General features: G+C 40.0%; 14 protein-coding genes. 3 read left to right on the top strand and 11 right to left on the bottom strand.

The window, feature by feature from the left end:
* Positions 1–993 precede the first annotated feature (993 nt).
* Positions 994–2,193 carry a GAF domain-containing protein gene (locus tag ACPZ3T_RS08845; protein WP_490275302.1) on the top strand — a complete coding sequence of 400 codons (1,200 nt, stop codon included), beginning with the start codon at positions 994–996 and terminating at the stop codon, positions 2,191–2,193.
* Positions 2,190–2,582 carry a response regulator gene (locus tag ACPZ3T_RS08850; protein ID WP_490275304.1) on the top strand — a complete coding sequence of 131 codons (393 nt, stop codon included), beginning with the start codon at positions 2,190–2,192 and terminating at the stop codon, positions 2,580–2,582. The genes ACPZ3T_RS08845 and ACPZ3T_RS08850 overlap by 4 nt, the downstream gene beginning before the upstream one ends.
* Here the strand turns inward: ACPZ3T_RS08850 and ACPZ3T_RS08855 are convergent.
* The 6 genes from ACPZ3T_RS08855 to cysT all read right to left on the bottom strand — a co-directional run bounded on the left by ACPZ3T_RS08855 (position 2,575) and on the right by cysT (position 12,119).
* On the bottom strand, positions 2,575–4,380 hold the full coding sequence (locus ACPZ3T_RS08855; RefSeq protein WP_490275306.1) for a WD40 repeat domain-containing protein: 1,806 nt from the start codon (positions 4,378–4,380) through the stop codon (positions 2,575–2,577). The two genes, ACPZ3T_RS08850 and ACPZ3T_RS08855, sit on opposite strands and share 8 nt — an antisense overlap.
* Positions 4,381–4,519: 139 nt before the next feature.
* Positions 4,520–5,458 (bottom strand): TRAFAC clade GTPase domain-containing protein, encoded by a 939-nt coding sequence (locus ACPZ3T_RS08860; RefSeq protein ID WP_490275308.1) that lies wholly within the window; start codon positions 5,456–5,458, stop codon positions 4,520–4,522.
* A gap of 66 nt (positions 5,459–5,524) precedes the next feature.
* On the bottom strand, positions 5,525–6,472 hold the full coding sequence (locus ACPZ3T_RS08865) for a phosphatase PAP2 family protein (RefSeq protein WP_490275310.1): 948 nt from the start codon (positions 6,470–6,472) through the stop codon (positions 5,525–5,527).
* Between the two features lie 289 nt (positions 6,473–6,761).
* The gene (locus tag ACPZ3T_RS08870; protein WP_490275312.1) at positions 6,762–9,428 is read right to left on the bottom strand and encodes a DUF4114 domain-containing protein; all 2,667 of its coding nucleotides are present in this window, start codon (positions 9,426–9,428) and stop codon (positions 6,762–6,764) included.
* Positions 9,429–10,405: 977 nt separating this feature from the next.
* Positions 10,406–11,263: a sulfate ABC transporter permease subunit CysW gene (cysW, locus tag ACPZ3T_RS08875; RefSeq protein ID WP_490275314.1), complete on the bottom strand. Its 858-nt coding sequence runs from the start codon at positions 11,261–11,263 to the stop codon at positions 10,406–10,408.
* Complete coding sequence (gene cysT / locus ACPZ3T_RS08880) at positions 11,250–12,119, bottom strand: sulfate ABC transporter permease subunit CysT (protein WP_490275316.1); 870 nt, start codon at positions 12,117–12,119, stop codon at positions 11,250–11,252. Before cysT ends, cysW begins: the two co-directional genes overlap by 14 nt.
* A gap of 80 nt (positions 12,120–12,199) precedes the next feature.
* Here cysT and ACPZ3T_RS08885 point away from each other — a divergent pair, with 80 nt between their 5' ends.
* A complete protein-coding gene (locus ACPZ3T_RS08885) occupies positions 12,200–12,337 on the top strand; it encodes a histidine kinase (protein ID WP_490275318.1) in 138 nt (45 codons plus the stop codon).
* On the opposite strand, the gene ACPZ3T_RS08890 is transcribed toward ACPZ3T_RS08885, so the two are convergent.
* The 5 genes from ACPZ3T_RS08890 to ACPZ3T_RS08910 all read right to left on the bottom strand — a co-directional run bounded on the left by ACPZ3T_RS08890 (position 12,327) and on the right by ACPZ3T_RS08910 (position 19,182).
* Entirely contained in the window at positions 12,327–13,472 is a 1,146-nt protein-coding gene (locus ACPZ3T_RS08890) for a sulfate ABC transporter substrate-binding protein (protein ID WP_490275320.1), read from the bottom strand. The two genes, ACPZ3T_RS08885 and ACPZ3T_RS08890, sit on opposite strands and share 11 nt — an antisense overlap.
* 26 nt (positions 13,473–13,498) lie before the next feature.
* Positions 13,499–13,627 carry a hypothetical protein gene (locus tag ACPZ3T_RS08895; protein ID WP_490275322.1) on the bottom strand — a complete coding sequence of 43 codons (129 nt, stop codon included), beginning with the start codon at positions 13,625–13,627 and terminating at the stop codon, positions 13,499–13,501.
* Between the two features lie 91 nt (positions 13,628–13,718).
* Positions 13,719–16,961: a PAS domain S-box protein gene (locus tag ACPZ3T_RS08900; RefSeq protein ID WP_490275324.1), complete on the bottom strand. Its 3,243-nt coding sequence runs from the start codon at positions 16,959–16,961 to the stop codon at positions 13,719–13,721.
* 223 nt (positions 16,962–17,184) lie between these two features.
* Positions 17,185–17,958: a class II glutamine amidotransferase gene (locus tag ACPZ3T_RS08905; protein ID WP_490275326.1), complete on the bottom strand. Its 774-nt coding sequence runs from the start codon at positions 17,956–17,958 to the stop codon at positions 17,185–17,187.
* Positions 17,959–18,678: 720 nt separating this feature from the next.
* The gene (locus ACPZ3T_RS08910; RefSeq protein WP_490275328.1) at positions 18,679–19,182 is read right to left on the bottom strand and encodes a 2TM domain-containing protein; all 504 of its coding nucleotides are present in this window, start codon (positions 19,180–19,182) and stop codon (positions 18,679–18,681) included.
* Positions 19,183–19,189 lie beyond the last annotated feature (7 nt).

Genomic DNA, 19,189 nt, shown 5'->3' on the forward strand with positions numbered 1-19,189 from the left:
AGAAGGTTAGTCCTTACTACGAACTAGATGTCAATCTTTTTACATTACTTCACATAGTTTGGTTTTTTCAAGTCGTTCTAACTATTTGAGAATTTCGATCTGTTTGATGATTTTGGTGAATTGGTATTAGCAGCTAGAGTACGGTATACTCCAGAATTTTCGGTGCGTTACGGCTTACGCCTAACACACCCTACATTGCAGGTGTTTCGCCAGTATGATTTATCATTCTTAAACAAGAAAATCCCCTAATCGTGTAGCCAAAAGCTAGTAAGAATAGGGGAAGATATAATTCAACAATGAGTTCTAATTTATCAATTCAGATATAAGGATGCTCATACTATCAATTACTGCACTATAACAGTTGTAAAAATTGATAATTTTATTCAAACTCTGCTATATTAATAACAATAAACTCCTGTATCATTGAGGAGTTAGTTGGATGTTTTCAATTGCTGTATACAGCATAACATAATAATTAAAATTATATATTATTTTTTCAGATTTTGATTAAAATTACAAATTTTCTATTGGGGCTTTGGCAAGATAAAAATATGTATTAACTGAATATTGTGCGTTTTTTATTATAGGAGTCATATTTAATTTTTGGAACATAAATAGTGGCATGGCAAAGCTAAAGTAGTGCAAAAAATATAGTTATTTTGGCGTGGGCTAGATGACCATCCCTCAAGGGAGTTTTAATGTTGCCATAAAAAATTTGTTTCATCGGCGTTTATCTGCGTACATCTGCGTTTTTTATCCAAATCTAATCCACTACAATTTGAGAGTAAAATATATTGCATCTGAGAATTAAAGAACATTACCCAAAATTTTTGAAGCCCTGTATTTACACTGATACAAAATGACGGGGTTGCTAGATTTTTCAGTGTTTATGCCCAGGTTACAAGTACCAATATCTATCTATTCTTGGACAAATTCCTGTAAAATCGAGAGTACAACTAATCTTTAAATTAAAATATATACAAATACTCAGCCATGTCTTTTCCAGTAACTGATGTATTAGAAGCAGGGCGTATATATAGAAGTATAGGTAAAATACCTACTGATTTGTTGCGCGCAGAGATTTATCGTGCTTGGGAAAGATCACATCTACAAGGAGCAAACCCTTATGCTTTACAAGCAGAAAAGCTTTCAGGGTTAGATACTGAACGTTTAGTAAAGTCAAGTACTTATTTAATTAATGCGGCTCGGCCTTATTTCCGCATCTTATCAAAAGCCGTAGGCAGAGAACGTCATGCGGTAATGTTAAGTAATCATCATGCTGTCTTATTAGATGTATTTGGGGATCAGGAAACCATACACGGGACAGAAGGATTTCCTGTACCTGGAACTTTGATGTCAGAAGCTGTGGCTGGTGCTAATGGTATTGGTACACCGCTAGCTGAAGAAAGTTATGCAGAAATTGTAGCAGCCGAGCATTTTATTGAGGGGTTTCATCCTTTTAGTTGTCAGGGAACTCCTCTGCGTAATGAGCAAGGGGAAATAGTTGGAGTGTTAAGTATTTCTGCACGTAGTCCAGATGTGAGACAACGATTGAAAGAGATACTAATTTGTGCTGCTCATGGTATTGAAGCAGAATTTTTGGTAGCAAATTTAGAAAAAGATGTTCACCGTGTTTTAGAATCAAATGCTGATGACTATCAACCTTTAGAAAATCTGCGTCAAGACATTATCCAGGCGCATCAAGCAACTCGCTTACAACTAGAAGTTGTATCTCGAATGGTAATGGTTAATCGTATAGATTATGCCAGGCAATTGCTTCAGCAGGCAGAAAAATCAATTGAATTATTTCGCCACCGTGCTACACTTTGGCGCAGGTTAGCATCTTGTGAACGAGATGTTCCTGAGACTTTGTTACTTACGAATGTCATCTGTAATTTAGTTGATTTGTTATCGACTGAGGCGAAAATTCGTGAGGTTGAAATTGTTCTGGACTTGACAGAGCCAATTATGGTAGTGGCTGATTTAAATATTCTTTTACGCAAACTGTTGCGCTATTTTTTGCAAGCTTTGGAGATAGCAAATAAAGGCGGGACAGTAGTAGTAGCAGTGAATAAAATATACAACTCTGATTTTGTAGAAGTGAGTTTAAAACCCACTCCAATATTCAATATTGCTCAATTAGATATTGCTCCTTTTACTTTTACTATACCAAGAGGGGAAAAAAGGGAATGAAATCTGAGAATTTAGCTAGGCGAAAAGTGCTGATTGCAGATGATGATGATGATAGCCGTACTCTTCTAGCTTTTTTACTAGAGGAAGAAAACTGGGAAGTTATAGAAGCACGGGATGGCAAAGAAGCCTTAGAACAAGTGCTGCAAGAAAAACCAGATTTACTAATTTTAGATTACAGAATGCCTCAACTCACAGGAACTGAGGTGTGCCAACATTTAATGTTAAAAGGAATTAATTTAGTAACTGTGTTAGTTACAGCTCATAAGCATATAGATGAATTAAGCTCATCTGTAGCTACTGCTTATTTTGTGAGTAAACCGTATGATATTATAGAATTATTGAATGTGATTGAGTCAGCATACGCAACATCTTTCAGTCGAGCTAGTTAGTATTGATTTGGGGTTGCCAAATTTTGATGGTTTTGTCTTTACTACTACTGACGAGGATTTGTCTGTTGGGGCTAGTGGCGATCGCTAAAATCCAGTCAGAATGGCCAGCTAAGGTACGCAGTAATTCACCGCTTTGCCAATCCCAAATTTTGATATGATGATCGATGCTGCCACTAACGAGAGTTTGCTGATTACTGCCCAAACTGAGGGTAACTACCCGTGAACTATGACCAACTAAGGTACGTAGGAGTTGACTAGTTCGCCAATCCCAAATTTTAATAGTTTTATCCCAACTAGCACTGGCGAGTTTTTTACCATCGTGGCTAAAGATGACTGAGCGTACAGCGTCTTGGTGTTGAGCGATCGCACATATTAGTTTGCCTGTATGTATATCCCACACTTTGATGGTTTTGTCAAGACCTCCAGTCGCTAAAGTCTGACCATCAGGACTAATAGCTACAGAGAACACCCGACCCTGATGTCCTTGAATGGTGCGGATGAGCTTATCTGTGTATAAGTTCCAAATTTTGATGCTACCATCTTCATTGCCACTGACGAGAATCTGTCCATCATGGCTAAGAGCCACAGACCAAACCGGGCCTGCATGGGGAGTCAGTTGCTTCATCAGCTCAAAAGTTTGAAAATTCCAAATCTTGATGGTTTGATCTCCACTGCCACTAGCCAGAGTTTGTTCATCTGCACTAAGTGCGATCGCTCTGACAGTATCTCTATGTCCTGATAGTGTGGCAATATTTTTTTTAGTCTCTAAATTCCAAACCTTAATAGTTTTATCTGCACTGGCACTTACCAAAGTCTGGCCATTATTGGTTAACACCATCGACCATACCGGATCTGCATGGCCAGTTAATGTTTGAGAGAGAGTAATATTTTTGGGACTAATAACAGGACTGCGCTTAGGAATAGAATCGGGAATTTTGGGAACAGTAGTCAAGGGTGCAACTTTGAGAAAATAGTAACCGATCAATATTAATATCAGTAAAAAAACATTGCTAGCGATGATTCCCAGGAGCAAAGTTGATTTTTCAGGGGAACTAGCAGCAGCTTTGTGACGATCTTGAATGTTAGCTTTAGCTAAAAGTATCTGTTGATAATCTGCTATTGAGGGGATAATTAAGGGCAAATCATGCTGAATGATTGTTTGGTGGGAACTTGGCTGAGAATATCCCACGGTTTTGATGACAGCAGGTTTTTCCTCAGACTTTTCTCCCCTGCTCCCGGCTAATAAATTTTGATCAGCAATTGCACTATCTTGTATTTTCTCCTCCACAGTAAAAACAAACAAATTGAGTAATTCTCCCTGCTTCAGAGCCATTTGGTTATGCTTGATCATATCTTGGGGAATTTTCACCCCAGTCCGCACAGGTTGGTAACTCCATAAGTCTGGAATTGTTAAGGTTTCTAAAGACATCGGCAGATTTTGCCTATCTATCAAGTTGACTGGCCCTGTGCATAAGCAAATAAAAATATTTTCTAGTTGGGGAGGCTGTAGTTGACCTGGGAGATAATAAGCAATGAAGTAGGGAACGTCACTACGACCAAAATCATCTAATCCATCGTTGTATAACCAACCGAACAAGCTATGCTCGGGGGTTAGCTGGTGTAAATAAGCGGCTCGATACCCAGCCGTTGGTGGATTATAGGAATCCCAGTACTGATAGACTACCTGTTCAATGAAGACTTGTTTAATTTCCGGGGGGATATCGTGACTCACCACCGTTTGAAATCCCACTACAGGAAAGCTGGTATGTACAAGTTGACCTAGAAGCAAAGAGTCCATAGTAATCTAGGAAACCTATTGGCTAAGACTGAAAAAAAACAAACTATATGAAGTAATGTAAAAAGATTCGTATTCATTTCGTAGTCAGGACTTTAGTACTCTCATCACTACAAACCTGGAATTATTAACGCTGTTGTATTTAATTTTCTTGAGTAGTGTTTGGTGATGAGTCTAGTTGTTGGGGAGTATTTGTCAATCTATTTAAGGACAAGAAAATTAAACTGATCGACCCTAGTAAAATTGCCCCAACCAAAGAGATAATAATTATAGACTTGCGGTTGATTGCTGGTAATATTTCACTCTCGGTTGATTCTGTGGTTGACTCTAGCTGTGATGATAAATTTTCAGTATTATTTATATGTGATAATAGCCACAGTAGGGGATTTGCCGCACCTTTAGCACCGAGACGAGAAACACCTGCTACAGAAACAATCGGTATAGCCGAATAAAAGATTTTATGGGTAGCTTTCACCGTATCAAGATATGTAATTAGGGGTTGCAGATTCTGCTCAATTTTTTCCTGGGTAGCTGGATTGAGTTCAATCAAGTCACACTTAGTCAAAACTATCGCAAAGGCATATTTGATATTATACTTGTAGACTACAGAGGCGATCGCCGCTACTTGATTATAAATGTCCTCAATCACACGTAAATAATCTGACTCCTGAATTAAAGCATTAGCATTAATAAATACACAGCACCCATGAGAATTAAAGATCATGTCTTGAAACTCAGGATTATGTATATTGCAGATTTCCCCAGGAATGTCCCACCAGCGAAAATCACATACTGTTTTTGTCCCTTCTGGAGTTTGAGTTTTCAAACTAAAGTTAAAATTAGTGATTTTAATTGTCGGTGGTGGATATGAGTTGGTACGAGCAACATGGTTTTTAATTTTTTCCAGGTTGGCTTGGACATCGCTATCTTGGCAATCAAACCATAACTGCTGCGGATGATCTGAGTGATGATCAGGATGTAATTCTGCGTAGCTACCAGCTAGAAAAACTGTTTTGCCTACTCCTCGTTGACCAATACTTAACAGACTAAATGTTTCTGGGGTAGTTGCGGATAATATCATATCATCAGAGTTCTTTTTAATTCGTAATTCGTAATTCGTAATACCTTACTCAGAAGCCGTATGTTATTACGAATTTTCCAAGTAGAGAATACACACAATTAACCACAATAAACCTGCTGCATATCCAGCTAAAACATCAGTAGGCCAATGTACTCCTAAATAAAGTCTACTAAAACCTATTGCCAAAATAATAACTGTTGTTGAGCTTAAAATTTGTTTACGCCATTGGGGGAATTGCTGCGCCAAAATATAGCCAATACAGCCATAAACTGCTGTAGAAACCATTGCATGACCACTAGGAAAACTATAGTGAACTGCATTGACAATATAATCCCAAAGTGCAGGACGCGCCCTTCTAAAAAATTCTTTAAACAGTACATTTAAGCCCACTGCGCCGAGTGTAGCCATAGCTAATGTAGTGGCTTGCCGACGGTGTTGATTTTGCCAAAAATTAATTCCTAATGCCGAAGAAATTAGCAGCAAAACTACTGGCTCACCCAAAAAAGTTATTCCCTGCATGATGGCATCGAGTACAGGATTATGCAGTTTTTGTAGACCTAACAAAATCCTAGTATCTAAACCATTTTGATATAAAAGTCCAGTACTTAAAACTAAAGCCGTAGTCGTGGCAGCCCCTAAAATCATTTGAGTGTTAAGTTGTGCTAAATTCGGCTGCATAGGGACAGTTACAAGTTGTATTGGTGCTGTAACTGTAGTGATAGATAGATTTTTGGGAAATTTTTGATAATCTAAAATAATATCTTCGAGTTGGGAAGCGATCGCGCTATGTTTCAAGTCAGGATGAAAAATCACCAACACATTACCCGTTAAATGATTCGCCTTGACTTGGACAATATTTTTCGCTGCTAATAGGCGTGATTCAATATATTTACCCATCAGTTCGGAAAGATGCACTCCTTTTACCTTGAATCTAGCTCTACCTTTAACAGAAGTATGTACTGGCTCAATCAAACCATACTCATGTGAGAGATTGTTAAAATACCCATTCATCATCCCACCAACCCATCTCAAATGATTAATACATTCTTGTAGAGACGCGATTCAACTCGTCGAGAAGCCGCTCGATAAGCGTCTACGCATCTGAACTTAATCCCACCGTATTTTAGTATAGGCGATCGCACCAACAACAAAAAACCTCCCCTAGCAAAGAGGAGGTAATACCAATTATCCAAAATAAAGCTACATATAGACAGCAGGGGGCAGGGGGCAGGGGAAGAATGATCTATCTGTAGCCGGGATTTAGAGAAATGGTGTAAACTACAACAAACTTGAATTTTCAACCCTAAAAAGCAGTCACAACCGATTGGGAGACTTGCGGTTGGACAATATCACTATTAAAGTGGTTGACAATTTGATCTCCTATTACCGTATCCACCCAATTATGGTAATGAGCCATTGCATCTTTAATATCAGTAATGCCGATGCTCTGAACTCCTTGAAGGGCAATCACAAAATCATTGTAGTCTCGGTCAGAAGCATTTTGCAGGACAACATCTTCAAAACCAATAATTGTTCCTTGAGAACCTGTCAACACGTCTGCTACTTGCACATTATTGTTTAAATTAGCAGCCGACATCGAGAAAATAGGACGGTTGTTATCTGTTAAACGTTCTCCAGTTAAAACATCATTAAGACTGCCATTAGAAGTGAGAACAAAACCAAACGCATCTCCTGTATTCATCTCATAAATTTTCTCCCCTTGATAAACCCCATCATTAAAGTTGGGTTCCCAGTAGAGAATGTCATTATTGTCACTATAAAGCGCACCTTGTTCAGCGTCTTTGATAATAACGTAGCCATCTGTAGAATTGCTGGTGGCGCGGCGAAGTGCTTCTCTAATAAATCCGTCTGAGCTAGTTTCGTACATATCCATGCCTTTGAGGCTAAAGATACCTACTTCTCCTTGAGTATACTCACCACCATCATAGAGCAGGTCGATTTTTACTTGGCCACTTTGATCAACACGGAAAACCCCTTCATCAAAAATTGCTCGGTTAGAATATTCGAGTAATTGTTTTCCTACTTCTGTAGTGCGCCAATTACGCTCAGAGTTAGAAAAGGTATCTATTGACTGAGCAATTCCCGTAGCTCCTTTGATTTGGAAAATAAAGTCATTGTAATCACGATCGGAAGTAGATGAACCGGTGGGAATATCTTCAAAAGCAAATGTGCCGTTACCATCTACATCTACAATCTGTCCCACGGCTACATTAGGATTAGCTTGGGGAATAGAGAACAGAGGGAGCTTACCATGTTTCCACATCTGACTCATGCTATTAATGCCCTTGGTTTTATTGATTTCCGCAACACTAGTATTAGGTACGAACATCAACGCAAATTTATCCCCTGGATTCATCTCGAAGGTTTTTACTCCTAGATAATTTCCAGCATTAAAATTGGGTTCCCAAGGCATTTTTTCCGTAAACCGCGCCCCTTCTGTGGGGTCTTTAGCTAAGACATAACCTGATGTAGAATTGCTGAGAGCGCGAGTAGTCGCTTCTTTAATAAAAGCTTCTGAACCAGGTGCATAATTTTCCATGCCTGCAAGACTAAAGACAGCGAACTCTCCTTGATACCATCCACCATCATATAGAAAATCAAAAGTTACCTGGCCAGTTTCGCCAACCTGAAAAACTCCTTCACTATATGTAAATCTGTCAGCATACTTGAGTAACTGTTGTCCAGTAGCACTAGTTCGCCAATCCCGGTTAGGATTAACTTCAACATCCATATCGGCGATATTATTACCTGTTAATCCTTGTACTTGGAACACCAAGTCATTGAAATCTTTATCTGATCCTCCAGAGGTAACGCCGATATCTTCAAAGGCTAAAGTCCCATTTGTATCTACAGCAACAATCTGATTTTTATCGGTAGAGAAAATAACTTGTTTACCTGCTTGTGCTGTGGCGTAGGGTTGACGATAAATCTCATCAAAGGTGGTATTCTGCACTAACATAAATGCTACCTCGTCCCCGGCATTCATCTGGAAGGATTTCAGTCCTTGGTAATCGCCAGCATTAAAGTTAGGTTCCCAACTAGCATTGCTGTTAAAACGCGCTCCTTCGGTGCGATCGCTAACTAAAATCCTACCTTGTGTAGAATTACTTAAGGCGCGAGATGTTGCTTCTCGGATAAATTCCAATGAGCCTGGTTGGTAGTTTTCCATACCTTTGAGGCTAAAAACAGCTAATTCTCCCTGATACCAACCGCCATCATAAAGATAGTCAAATTGAACTTGACCAGTACCATCAACTGTAAAAGTACCTGTTTCAAACAGAGGACGATTAGCATATTGTGATAATTCTTGTCCTAGTTGGGTATTTAACCAATCCCGGTTAGCATACACAGAATCTTTTAGTTCAGGTGCGGTGGCTGTTGCACCCAATACCTGAACTACCATATCGTTAAAGTCACGATCATTGGCTTTTAAAGTATTAATATCTTCCCAGCCGAAGGTATTTCCCTGACCTGTGATATCTGCAATCTGCGGTGACAGTGTGCCTGTTTTTTGATCTATTGAACCAAAGGAAAACAGAACTTTATCTGTATTAATAGATGTACTTTGAGCAATCTTCGCTACTGTAGTATCACTAACTAACATCATGGCAAACTTAGTTCCTGCTGCCATGTTAAATAGCTGTGGCCCTTGGTAGACACCACTGTTAAAATCTTTTTCCCAGGATAATTGATGATTTGAATCGCTAAAACGAGCGCGATCGCTTTCATCCTGCACCACTACATAACCACTCTGAGAATTGCTCAAAGCACGTCTAGATGCTTCCAAAATAAATTCTGTTGAACCTACCTCCATGTCTTCCATACCATCAAGACTGAAGATAGCTAATTGCCCCTTATTTAAACCCCCATCATATAAATAATCAACGCTAATTTTTGCTGATGAATCTACAGTAAATATTCCGTTATTTAACTCAGAAATTGTTACCATTTTTTGCTCCTATTGCTTTTCTCGAAGAAGGCAGACAGCAGAGAGCAAAGCCACCCAAAGGGTAGACACAAGGTTTCATTGATTAAATTTAGTGAACAGTAAACAATTTAGACAGCGTATAGTGAAGAATTTATACACGCCACTAATACTTATCACCAATTGGTGTCTGAGTTAAACCGAGGGACTGAAACGATAGATAACTGATAACTGATATTTAAAGCTTTGCTCGCACACTGTCTTACTATTCAGGGGTTCATTAGAAGAAGTCGATAAAATCCTTCCGCTCTCTGCCCTCTGCCTTTCTTAATCATTTGTTCTCATATTTGTAACTTTTTGTTGCGGTACAAATGAAGTGTAATTTTCCGGTTTTTTATGTGAATTTTCTATTAAGACAATAGATAAAAGTCAATAGGTAAATATCAAGCAGGGTAGGACATTCATCCCATGCTCGGCGTAGCCCCAGACGTGGAGCTTCTAAGAGGATGTTTAGAAAGTCATCAATGATACTAAAAACCCCTCTCCAAACCTCTCCCCTACAAGGAGAGAGGCTTTAAAACCCCCATTCCCTTGTAGGGAAGGGGGGCTAGGGGGGTTAGGTTAGAGAGAGTTTGGTGTTAATAACAATACTTTTCAAACATCCTCTAAGTAGAACGACTTGAAAAAACCAAACTATGTAAAGTAATGTAAAAAAAATTGCATTTAGTTCGTAGTAAGGACTTTAGTCCTCTCATAAGGACTAAAGTCCTTACTACAAACCTTTAATTATTTACACCGTTCTACTTAATTCTCCAAAATAAAGCTACACATGGGGCAGGGAGCAGGGGACAGGGGAAGAATGATCTGTAGCCGGGATTTAGAGAATTGGTATAACTGAATGAGCTAAAGAATTGATGAAGAAAAGTAGAGACGCAGAAATACTACGTCTCTATTGATACAGAAATACAATATTCTTTAGTTGCCACTGCCTAGTACAGCAATTAATCCACATCTTTAATGCGGGTTTTCCGTTCGACAATCTCCTTCAGAATTAAGGTGACAACGGCGAGTAAGGCTAACATCACAGCCGCAGAAAAGGCAGCTTCTGTTTCGTACTGTTTGTAAGCTTCTTCTACAAACAAAGGTAAACTTTGAGTAATATTGGCAATGTTGCCTGAAACTACCGAAATTGCGCCAAATTCGCCCATTGCTCTGGCATTAGTCAAAATTAAACCGTAGAGTAAACCCCAACGAATCCCAGGTAAAGTGACGCGCCAAAATATCTGCCAATCATTTGCTCCCAGAGTTCTAGCGGCTTCTTCTTGATCTTGACCAAATTCTTCTAAAACAGGGATGACTTCCCGTGCTACAAAGGGCATACTGACAAAAGTTGTTGCTAATACCATCCCCGGTAAAGCAAAGACAACTTTAAAATCATGGGCTTCCAGGATAGTACCAAACCAGCCATTTCTCCCGTAGAGTAAGACAATCATCAAGCCTGCAACAACAGGGGAGATGGAAAAAGGTAAGTCAATTAAACTTAAAACAAAAGCGCGTCCAGGAAATTTATACCGTGCGATCGCCCAAGCTGCACACAAACCAAATACTGTATTTAAAGGTACAGCAATTAATGCCAGTAATAAAGTTAATTTGGCAGCATAAAGGAAATCAGTACGGCTGAGGTTGTCAAGAAATGGCCCGACTCCTTTACTGAAAGCCTGGGCAAAAACGTTAATAGCTGGGATATATAGAATTAGAGCCAAATACGCGATCGCTATCCCAATTAACAGGGTGGGAATCCAACTCTTTTTTTGTCTGGGGAGAGAGGGACTAACCTTCGACTCCTTATTTATTGTCATATCTTCTCGCCCAAGATTGTAATAAATTAATTCCTAAGAGCAATACTAGGGAAATAGCCAGTAGCACTACCCCAATGACAGTTGCACCAGAATAGTCATACTGTTCTAAACGTTGAAAAATCAATACAGGTGCAATCAAATCTTTGAATGGTGTATTAGATGCAATAATCACCGTTGAACCATACTCCCCGACTGCACGGGAAAAACCCAAAGCTACACCAGTCAAAATTGAAGGTAATAAGGGAGGTAAAATTACTTTCCAAAAAGTTTCCCACTGGGAAGCACCCAAAGACCAAGCAGCCTCCTCAATTTCTATTTCCATTTCTTGTAGTACAGGTTGTACTGTTCTCACAACAAAAGGTAAGGAAATAAACACCATCGCCACCCAAACACCTAGACGGGTAAAGGAGACTTTAATCCCCATTGGCGCAAGTAAAGAACCAATCCAGCCATTATTACTGTAAACCGTCGCCATTGTTAAACCAGCTACAGCAGTTGGCAAGGCAAACGGTAAATCTACGGTAGCATCTACTATTCTTTTCAGGGGAAAGTCATAACGAACTAACACCCAAGCCACCAAAGTCCCAAAGACTCCATTTAGTAAAGCAGCTAGTAAGGATGTGACAAAAGTGACGTTATAAGTAGCTAACGCAATATCACTAGTAGCAATTGCCCAAAACCTAGCAGGTGGTTCTGTACTAGCTTTGAAAAACAGAGCCGCCATTGGGAGAAACAACATAATTGTTAGATATCCCAAAGTAATGCGCCATGTCCAAGGAATTTGCATCACCGGACGCAGGAATTTTTGCCAAACCGGGATTTTATGCTCAATTTTCGCACTAGAAGTTACAGTCATAGATTTCAGAATGGGGAAGGGGGCGGGGAGCAGGGGAGCGGGGGGCAAGGAGCGGGGGAGCAGGGGGCAGGGGGGCAGGGGTGCAGGGAGCGGGGGGAGACAAGGCAGATAAGGCAGACAAGGCAGACAAGGGAGATTTTATCCCGATGCCCAATGCCCAATGCCCGATGCCCAATGCCCGATGCCCGATGCCCAATGCCCAATGCCCTATCTTTTAATACTGGATTGAATTTGGTCAAACACGCCGCCGTCAGTGAAGAATTTTTGCTCAATGGTTTGCCAGCCACCAAGGCTTTCGGCTGTACCTAGGGTTTTGATAGCGGGAAACTTATCTTTGACTTCTTTGGTTTGAGCTATGCTCTGTTCTACTGGCCGGAATCCTAATTTGACAAACTCTTGTTGTGCTTCTGGGGTGTAGAGGAATTTCACAAATGCTTCTGCAACTTCTCTATTTCCGTGTTTATCAACATTTTTATCAACGACTGCAATGGGATTATCAATGGAAATATTCACGTCGGGGATAGTATACTCTAGTGTTTTACCTTTTTGTTGTGCCAAAATAACTTCGTTTTCGTAGTTAATTAAAGCGTCTCCTTGTCCTTGTTTAGCAAATGCGTCTATAGCTTCTCTTGCATCTCTACTCAAAATTGGCACATTTTTATAGACTTGAGTGACAAATTCTTGGGCTTGAGTTTCATCGCTACCAGTCTTAATTGCAGCATTCCATAGTGCTAGGAAGTTCCAGCGAGCCACACCAGAGGTTTTGGGGTCAGCAGTAATTAATGTCACATCATCTTTAGCTAAATCTGCCCAAGTTTTAATTCCTTTGGGGTTGCCTGGGCGAGTAATGATTGCTGCTACAGATTTAGAAACTATACCGTTATTTGGGACTTCTTTTTCCCATCCTGGGGCAATTAATCCAGCTTTTTCAATTTTTTGAGTATCTAGAGCTAGTGCCAGGTGAACTACATCTGCATCTAATCCATCGATGACGGCACGGGTTTGAGAACCAGAACCACCATAACTTTGTCTAAAGGTGACAGTCTGATTATGTTCTTGCTGCCACTTTTCGATAAATTTAGGGATAATCGCCTCATGCGCCGCTTTGGTAACAGCAAAGGAAACTAGGGTAAGTTCGACATTGGGCTTGTTGGCAGCAACTGTATTTGCTCTAGGTGCTTGGCCAGTGGTATTATTCTGATTCCCCCCAGAGCAGGCGGCAACGCTCAGGCTCAACATTACTCCTAATATCATCAGTGAAATAAAGCCTTTTAAGGAACTCAATCTGAACAGCCTGTTTCGGTGTCGTGTAATCAGTTCCAGTTGTTTGAGAAGTTGCTGCCACAAGCTCATACCCAATTCTCCTAAATAAAATACGGTTAGCCGATGCAATTACAGTTGTATATACCAATAATAATTGCAAACTGGTTATACACTTGACAAGTACAAACTTGATATTTTCTATCGGGAATGTGGGAATTGGGCATTGGGCATTGGGCATTGGGCATTGGGCATTGGGATAAAATCTCCCTTGCTCCCTGCTCCCCTGCCCCCTTGTCTACCTTGTCTCCCTCTGCCCCCTGCCCCCTGCCCCCCTGCCTAGATCCTCCCGGCGAGTCTGGCGACGGCTGAAGCTAAAGCTTCTGGTTCTGTCGGTTTGGGTATGTGCATCTGAAAACCTACTGATAGTGCCTGCTGTTGGTAAAATTCTCCGGCGTAGGCACTTAGCGCGATCGCGGGAATTTGTCGGTTATTATTGGGTATGCTATTTCTAATTTGTTGTAATAGTTGATAGCCGTTCATTTGTGGCATTCCCAAATCACTAACTAAGACGTTGGGTTGAGAATGTGCCAATACTTGCAAGGCTTCTAAGCCTGATGATGCTGTCATAACTTCTGCATGATACATTTGCAGCACAAAGGTGACAAATTCTAGTGAGTCAGCATCATCATCGACGACTAAAACCCGAATTTGACTTAAGTCTAAGGACATATTGGGCTGTTGATTCTGCTCAGAAATTTCGGCATGATCTGTGATTGGTAGTTTAACTGTAAAAGTTGCCCCCTTGCCAATACCAGGGCTATGAGCTGTAATACTACCACCATGTAATTCTACTAAGTTACGGACAATTGCTAGCCCTAATCCCAAGCCACCAAATTTTCTGGTAATGCTGCTATCTTCTTGCCAAAAGTAATTAAATATATGTGGTAAAAATTCTGGACTAATGCCTTTGCCTGTATCACTGATAGTAATTTGAATAGAGGATGCAATCTGTTCTAAATTGACTGTAATCTTGCCCTTTGATGGGGTAAATTTGACTGCATTAGATAATAGATTCCATAGGATTTGTTGCAGGCGGGCTGGATCTCCTGTTACTTGTCCTATATTGGGTTGAATAATGGTTTGCAGTTGAATTTTTTTATTTTCTAATGCTAAACGTACTGTCTCTATAGCGGCTTGAGTAATAGATATAACATTAACTGTAGAGGTATTGAGGGTGATTTTGCCCCGGATAATTCGAGATATATCTAGTAAGTCTTCAATTAGTCGCGCTTGTAATTCGGCATTGCGCTCAATAGCTGCTAAAGCTTCTGCCTTTTTATCTGCTTTTAATCTGCCAGTTTTGAGTAGTTTAGTCCAACCGAGGATGGGGTTAAGGGGAGTCCGCAGTTCGTGGGATAATATAGCTAGAAATTCATCTTTAATGCGGTTGGAGTCTTCGGCTTGCTTGCGTGCGGCTTGTTCTTTTTGTAATAATTGTTCGCGTTCAATTTCTAGCTGTTTGCGATCGCTAATTTCTTCACAGACAATATTAATACCAATCACCTGTCCATCATCATCCCGCAAGGGATACCAACTCTCTCGCCATGTGCGCTGTACACCAGGTTGAGCAGCAGTTTCACCACTCAATTCTATATCAAGGACGGGTTCGCCTGTTTGGATAATGTTACGCAATATGGGTTCGACTTCCTTGGCTAAATCTGGGACAACCTCTCGCACGGTACGACCTAAATGTGCTTCTATGGAAATGCCATTAATTTCTGCTAACCGTTGATTAATCCGCACAAAGCGCAAGTCTGTATCTAAAGCACCCAACCCAATGGGTGCAGTTTGGTAAATTGACTCAATTTCCTGGAGTTGACGGCGAATTTTTACCTGATTTTGTCGTAAAGTTGCTTCTGCTTGTTTTTGGTTTGTAATCTCCTCGGCAACATAACAAAATCGGGTATAGGCAAATTCCGAGGAATTAATCGGAGCAACTGTCACTGATAAGTAAACAGGATATCTGTATTTATCGTCGTGAACATACTCAAATTTGACTGGTTGATCTCGTAACTGAGATTCGCGGTATTGGGTGAGCCATACTTGAATGACAGTTGGTGATACGCCTAACTCACTAGCTAGTTTTCCCCTGGTACTACCTGGTTCATGACCAAAGAAACGACAGGTAGCAGAGTTATCATAAATGTGCAGAATATCATTGTCAGTGATCTCTACGACTCCCATGAGCATCGGTGCATAGTCATAGTAACTCCGCAGGATGGCTTCTCTTTCGGCTAAGGCAGAATTAGCTTTTTGTAATTGGGCGGTTCGTTGTGCTACTCTCTGCTCTAATTCCTGATTGGTATTTTGCAGTAGGGCTTCTAATTGTTTACGCTCAGTAATATCTGTGTGCGTTCCTGCCATCCGCACCACTTGTCCAGCTTCATTCCACAATGCTTGACCCCGATCTAAAATCCATTTATACGTACCGTCTTTGCATTTTACCCGATGTTCAGTGCTGTAAAACGGGGTTTTGTAATCAAAGTGGTCTTGAATTGCTTGCATTACCCAATCAATATCTTCCGGGTGTACCCGTTTTGCCCATTCATCTACATGGTTGTCAATTTCGTCATCTGCATATCCCAGCATTTCTTTCCATCTGGCTGAGAAAAAAACTTGATTGGTAAGGACATTCCAGTCCCAAACACCATCGTTGCTACCCCGTAGGGTTAATTGCCAGCGTTCTTCACTCTCCCGCAGTTGCCCTTCTAAATGTCTGCGTTCACTTTCGGCACGTATTTTATCGCTAATGTCTCGTCCTTCTGGAAGTAAGAAAATTATTTGTCCCGACTGATCTAGCAAGGGTTTGAGGGAAAAATCGATGGTAATATGTTGATTGTCAATTCCTAACACCTCCACTTCATAGCGGACAAATTCACCCTTGCCAGCTTGGGCGATCGCATTTTTTAATTGTTCTTGGGTAGCTGCTGAAATTGTCCACCACCGCGCTTCCCAAAAGGGACGATTGATTACATCTGCCTGGGTTAAGCCAGCAAAATCTAAGGCTGTCTGGTTGGCTTCTAGGAGAATACCATCAACGCTCACTAACCCAATAAATTGAAATGTGTGGTCGAAAATATTACGGAATCGTTCTTCTCTGGAGTATCTTACTTGATGTATTTTGGCTTTCTCTATGGCAGTTTGGAGAGCGCAGCGCAATTCTTCCGGGGTGAATTGCTCTAAAATCAAATAGTCGGCTGCACCGGCTTTCATCGCTGCTACTGCTACAGTTGCATTGTCTTCACCAATCATTACCACTGGAGGACAAGTTTCACCCCATTCAGATTTAAGCCTTTGTAATACTGTTAAACCATCTTGATCACTGAGTTGATATGACAAAATTATTGCGTCGATGGTGTGAGGCTGATGACTAGACAAATCCCAGACAGCTTGTGCTGATTTGGCTGTAATTATGGTATGATTTCTCTCTGAATCAAGATTTAAATAATTACCATATTTCTGTTGATTGATTTCCACTTCATCAATGATCAGGATTTTGTATAGAATTTTTCTCTGCATGGGGTTAAAGTAGAATCAACGATAAATGATTCAGTGGCACGCTTTAGACTTATTTGGGAATAGTTGATGTTGGTGGCAATTAACTAACCATCTAAAATATAGCTGATCAGGCGGTATATTAGTTGACAGTTGAGAGAATTGAAAGCATTTGATAATTCAGGTTGATATTGACTGGATTTCCACAAAATTGAGAATAACATTTTTCATCTCAACTCAGTAGATTCTAGAAATGTTGTAGTGGCATTCCATCTTGAAATATTAACAATTCTCCTGGCTCAATTGGTGTCCAAACCTCGTTATCGGTGAGGGGAGTAGTAGCGATGACAGCAACGCGATCGCTGGATGTCGTCAATTCGCTAAAATCTACAGTCATATCTTGGTCTATGAGGTGAGCAGCTGCAAAGGGAGCTTGACGGATTATATAACAGAGTTTAGTGGAACAGTGTGTAAAAAAATGTTCTCCATCAGAAAGTAAGTAATTGAAAACACCTATCGCTGCTAATTTTTCTGTAATTTTTCTTAATATAGAATACAGTTGTTCTAGGGGGGGTTTACCTTGAGGAAAGCTTTGTCTGAGGGTTTCCAATATTAAGCAAAAGGCTTTTTCACTGTCAGTATTCCCCACAGGTTGATAAAAACCTTGATATTCTGGCTCAAAATCTGGCAAGTTGCCATTATGGGCAAATACCCAATATCTTCCCCAAAGTTCCCGACGAAACGGATGACAGTTTTGTAAGGCGACTTCCCCTTGGGTAGCTTTGCGAATATGGGCGATAACGTGGGTAGAGTGGATGGGATAACGCTTTACTAAATCTGCTATCGGAGAATCAATAGAGGGTTTGGCATCTAAAAAGATTCGACATCCTTTACCTTCAAAGAAGGCAATACCCCAACCATCACTATGATGATCTGTTCTGCCTCCCCGTGCAGAAAACCCTTCAAAGGAAAAGCAGATATCAGTTGGCACATTGCAATTCATTCCTAGCAGTTGACACATTAATCAGGTTCTCAATTTTTGACTGATGCCTCAAAATCAAGATACTTCAGAATGGCATGAATATTTGGTGCGATCGCTGCATTTTATTTACTTTGTCAGAGAATTTTTTGGCATTGAGCATAGTTTATGACATGACAACAAACTAAGGAACAATACTTATGCAAACTATTTGATTCCTTGGGGTTATTTCTGATCTCAGTCATATAAATCTTGATCCCTAAATTAAACCAATGGGTATTTATGTAAGCAACTCTACTGATAAATAATGGTTTTCATATAACTTAACACTTATTTTAAGTGTTTGTACCGAAGCTATTACTTACGAAAACAATAATTATAAAAACAGTTATGTAACTCATAAATTTGTTACATAAGTATAGATTTTTCTTGTGAAATTTCATTTTTATAAACTAAAAAACATCATGAATACTTGTCCTTGCTGTTCTCATCGGCTTTTACGGCATATCCGCAGTCATGAAGTTTATTATTTTTGCCGACAATGTTGGCAAGAAGTGCCTGTTTTAACACAGAGACATAATCATAAATTTCAACCGATGTTTGTGGATAAAAAACGGCATCTTACATCAATACAATCTAATTGATGCAACCAATAGAAATTCTGTTTGGCTGACTGTGGATAAAAATTGATATTTAACCGATTGCATCAATAATCAGAATCTAGATTTTTTCAGGCAACTCTCACTGAATACTCCTGCGCTTTTAACTAGTTAGAAGTTTAAACCACTTATTTACAAAGCTATTAATACCTTGTTTAATTTGATGTTTGCGATACCATCTTTGAAAGGCCATTTCATATTCTTCGCCTTTAGTAAGAAAAGTATTCCAAACATCAAGTCCGAGTGCCAAACCACAGAAAAGTAATAGGTAAAGTGACCATGAAATAGTACCACCACCTAAAAAATCGACCAAGATTAAAAAAGCATTAAAAATTGTGTAATTGCCTAAACGTTTTTTAAATTGGGTGAAACGGTAGGTATTAAAGGCTTGCCGTTGCTTTAGTTCGTGGTTTTGCGATCGCCAATCCTTTTCCGCTAATATTAAACTCTCAGGAGAGATATCTAACTCCTGGGCAATTTCTAAGATTTGCTCATAGGTAAACTCTTTATCTTGGTCATTAGCTTGCCGAGCGATCGCCAGCTGTAAAATCTTTTGTACATCGTCTTGGCTATAGGAACGGTAGTTTTGAGGATCAAAGGCCGTCATAGTTGCT

Source organism: Aliinostoc maniaoense (assembly GCF_058172895.1).